Origin of the sequence: Pseudomonas sp. K5002 (assembly GCF_013386655.1) — a bacterium.
Lineage (GTDB): Bacteria > Pseudomonadota > Gammaproteobacteria > Pseudomonadales > Pseudomonadaceae > Aquipseudomonas.
Genome location: NZ_JACARK010000831.1, coordinates 1 through 3,263, shown reverse-complemented (window position 1 = coordinate 3,263; position 3,263 = coordinate 1). Strand labels below are relative to the sequence as shown.

Annotated in this window: 6 protein-coding genes; 2 read left to right on the top strand and 4 right to left on the bottom strand. The window is 58.8% G+C overall.

Annotated elements, in window-relative coordinates; genetic code table 11:
• Positions 1–32 precede the first annotated feature (32 nt).
• Both HX846_RS29425 and HX846_RS29420 read right to left on the bottom strand, forming a co-directional pair.
• Positions 33–785, bottom strand: coding sequence for an outer membrane beta-barrel protein (locus tag HX846_RS29425; RefSeq protein WP_003210885.1), 753 nt, complete (start codon positions 783–785; stop codon positions 33–35).
• A 123-nt stretch (positions 786–908) separates the two neighbouring features.
• Entirely contained in the window at positions 909–1,739 is an 831-nt protein-coding gene (locus tag HX846_RS29420; RefSeq protein WP_178966710.1) for an arylamine N-acetyltransferase, read from the bottom strand.
• Positions 1,740–1,897: 158 nt separating this feature from the next.
• Here HX846_RS29420 and HX846_RS29415 point away from each other — a divergent pair, with 158 nt between their 5' ends.
• On the top strand, positions 1,898–2,143 hold the full coding sequence (locus HX846_RS29415; protein WP_023658994.1) for a DUF6555 family protein: 246 nt from the start codon (positions 1,898–1,900) through the stop codon (positions 2,141–2,143).
• 35 nt (positions 2,144–2,178) lie between these two features.
• Here HX846_RS29415 and HX846_RS29410 read toward each other — a convergent pair whose 3' ends face one another.
• Both HX846_RS29410 and HX846_RS29405 read right to left on the bottom strand, forming a co-directional pair.
• Positions 2,179–2,373, bottom strand: coding sequence for a DUF6021 family protein (locus HX846_RS29410; protein ID WP_003210890.1), 195 nt, complete (start codon positions 2,371–2,373; stop codon positions 2,179–2,181).
• Positions 2,374–2,396: 23 nt separating this feature from the next.
• Entirely contained in the window at positions 2,397–2,570 is a 174-nt protein-coding gene (locus HX846_RS29405; protein WP_008430128.1) for a hypothetical protein, read from the bottom strand.
• Between the two features lie 153 nt (positions 2,571–2,723).
• Between HX846_RS29405 and HX846_RS29400 the strand changes: the two genes are divergently transcribed.
• Positions 2,724–3,245, top strand: coding sequence for a DUF3087 family protein (locus HX846_RS29400; RefSeq protein WP_087693365.1), 522 nt, complete (start codon positions 2,724–2,726; stop codon positions 3,243–3,245).
• Positions 3,246–3,263: the final 18 nt, after the last annotated feature.

Below are 3,263 nucleotides of genomic sequence, written 5' to 3'. Positions count from 1 at the left end.
CGCAGAGCGTGGGAACAATCAGTCAGGCAGATTTAGAACGCGATACCGACCTTGAACCCATACTCGTCACGCTTGAGCTTGGTGTTGTCGGCCACGTACGAATCGTCATCGAGCTTGTACTCGGTGCGGGTGTAGTACAGGCCCGCCATCACTGGCAGATCGCCTTTCTGGTTCATCAGCAGGCTGACTTCGGCGTACGGGTTGGTGCGGTCCTTGAGGTCCACGGTGTCGCTGCCGATGCCGTCGACCTTGAGCTTGGCGCGGCCGTCGATGGTATGGCGGGCGCCCAGTTCAACACGCATGGTCATGTCGTCGAACTGGTGGTTGTAGCCCAGGGCCGCCTTGGCGAACGGCGATTTGTTGGTGAGTTTCATGTCGTAGTCGCCCGAGTCCGGCTCGTAGCGGGTCCAGCTGTAGCCGCCACCCACCAGCACGTCGACGAAGTTGCGCGCATCCAGCGCGGCACGCCAGCCGAGGTCGAGGTCGGCCTGGCCTTCCTTGAGCTTGTTGTCGCTCTTCTCGCCGTACTTGGCTTCGATACCGGCCTGGTAGATAAAGCCGGATTCAGCCGTCAGCTTGTTGCCGAAGTTATAGAACAGGCCGGCTTCAGGCATGTGGTCCTTGTCGCTTTGGCTACCGCCTTCGAGTTTGAAGTCGTTGTAGCTGCCGAGGATCCCGAAGGTGGAAATCGGGTCGGTCGGCGCTGCGGCGAACACCACACCAGGTGCCGCGATCAAGGCCAGGACCGAGGAATTCTTGAGGATCTTTCCGAATAGTTTGGACATCGTTTTACGTCTCCATTGCAGGTGGCAAATTATTCAGGAAACGCTTCGAACCCTCGTTTTGGCGAAAGGTTCGAATTAATTTGCACCTTTTTCGAGGTAAAACGGTTCAGCGAAGGCTCTATATCAAACGTCTTGGACGTGAGCCAGCAAACGACCGAGAATTGACCGCAACTGCGGATGCTCCGGCAGGCGAATGCCAAAGCTGGCCTGCAACAGGTTCAGCAACTCTTCGACGTCCTCGATTGCACGCTTTTCGCTGGCCCGGTCCAGGTAGTGAATCGCGTACTGCCCGTTGTTCAGCGTGCGGCGAAATCCCGGGCCAATCAGTGCGACTTTCAGCTGGCCGAGGAACGGCGAATCCGGGTGGGTGGAGACGTACCAGTTACCGATCTCGTAGTCGAAGTGTGACTGCACCTGCAGGTCGAACACATACAAGCCGCGCCACTCACCGGCGACCTGCGCCCACAAGGTGTAGCTGCCCTCCTCCAGGCTCAGGCGATAGGGTTCATGGGCGGTGGCCTGGGTGGCATCGGTGTCCAGTTGCAAGGGACTGGTGGGCACCATGCCACCAAAGCCGACATCACTGATGTAACGCACGCCGTCCAGGGTCACCAGGCTCAGCCGATGGGTGCGCGCCGTCAGTGCATCGGGTGGCCCCCCCATCACCACACGGCCGGTAATGCCCCGCGCCTCGAAGCCCAACTCCTGCAACAAGGCCAGGAACAGCTGGTTCAGCTCGTAGCAATAACCACCACGGCCGTCGAACAGGACTTTTTGTTCGACGCTCGGCAAATCGATCGGCACCGGTGCGTGCAGCAGGGTCGACAGGCTTTCAAACGCGAAGGTGCTGACATGGCGCAACTGCAGATCCTGCAGGGTTTGCAGGGTGGGCGGAGGCGGCGTGTCGTAGCCCAGACGTTGCAGGTAGAGACGGCTGTGGGTCAGCTCTGGCATGACGCAATCCTGGAGTCGGTGGCGAAAGCACCACTAATACCCTGACGGCGGTTATTTGCCAATTGTGGGTTGAATCAAATGCAAGTCCTCAGATGCACAAACTTTCTGAACCTTTCTGAACTGATTTATATCCATTCACTACAAGACAGGGAGGCATCATGAGTACCGCAATGATCTACACCATCCACTACTTGCTACACGGCGAACCAAAAACCTTTGTGGTGCGTGCCGAGGTCATGAACAACGCCGAAGCGTGGCATTGGGCGGCCGTTGATGCCGACATTGCCCACGTGGGGCGGATAGGCCGGCCGGGCCACGAGCGGGTGAAAAAGACCACTCGTCCCTGGGCGGAGAAGTTCGGCATCACCGAGGTGACATGGACAGCCCCGAAACGGCTTGGTTGAGGAATAAAAAGCCCCGCACGACGGCGGGGCTTGTTTCACTTTTTCAGATCACCGAGGGGATCATAGGCCGGCTTCTTGCCGGTTTTTTCTGGCTTGTCCAACGGGGCAATGGCGGGACCTACCGGGTCGACCTGTGGGTCTGCGACGTCCGGGGAATCGGGGTCGAAACCCAATTCGTCCTTGCCGCTGGAATGCTCGGATGAATGCGGGCCGCTTGTACGATTAGTCATAACTACCTCCTTGCGCGCCGGGTTTACAGCGGGCGGGCCTTGTCGTGCAGGTTTTCCAGGTCTTCCTCGACCTGCTCTTCGTCATCTTGCCGTTCGGCCGGGTCGTTGGGGCGCAGGGCGTCGTTGTCACGCTCCTCTTCGCCGGGCGTGCGGTCTGGGTTGGGTGTGCCGGGCGGCTGTTGCTGGTACCGGGTCATGGTTCACCTCGCTTGGGGGTCGGTTGCCTACAGGGGTTAGAGAAATTGCGCTGATCCATCGTTCAACCTGATTACCGTCACTCCGACGGGTGAAGCATGAGAAGATGCTGGCCGGCGTTATAACCCTACTTGTGCCATGGAGACTGACCCTGGATGTTTGAGCTCAAACCGTGCGACCCGATTGTTTTTCGCCAGCAGACGCGACGCAGTACGTTGATAGTCGCGGGGTTGTTTGTGGTGTTGGCGATGGTGCTTTCCAGCCTGGCGGTGATGCTGTTTGGTGAGCCTGGGGGGGATAATTTTCGCTTTAATGTGGGCGGGGTGTTTGCCGGGGTGTTGATTACCGTAGGGCTGGTGCGGGGGCCGTTCTGGAACCAGGCCTGGTTCGCGCCGGCGGTGTATGGGTGGCAGCTCAAGCGCAGCCTGATGAGTGTGACGAATGTGATGCACAAGGTGACTGACGGGGTGAAGGCGAATGATCCGGTGGCGATCAAGTTGCTGCGGTTTTATCACCTTGGGTTGATGCAGATGCACGAACTGGACGCCAATTCGAGTTCTCAGGCGCAGTTGGTGCGGGAGGTTGATGAGCATCTGGAGAAGATGCGGGGGTTGGGGATTGAGCCTGACCAGACGCGGCTGGATCCGGATTGGGTTGAGGCTGTGAAGGCTCGCTGATTGGGGGGCATATCCGTT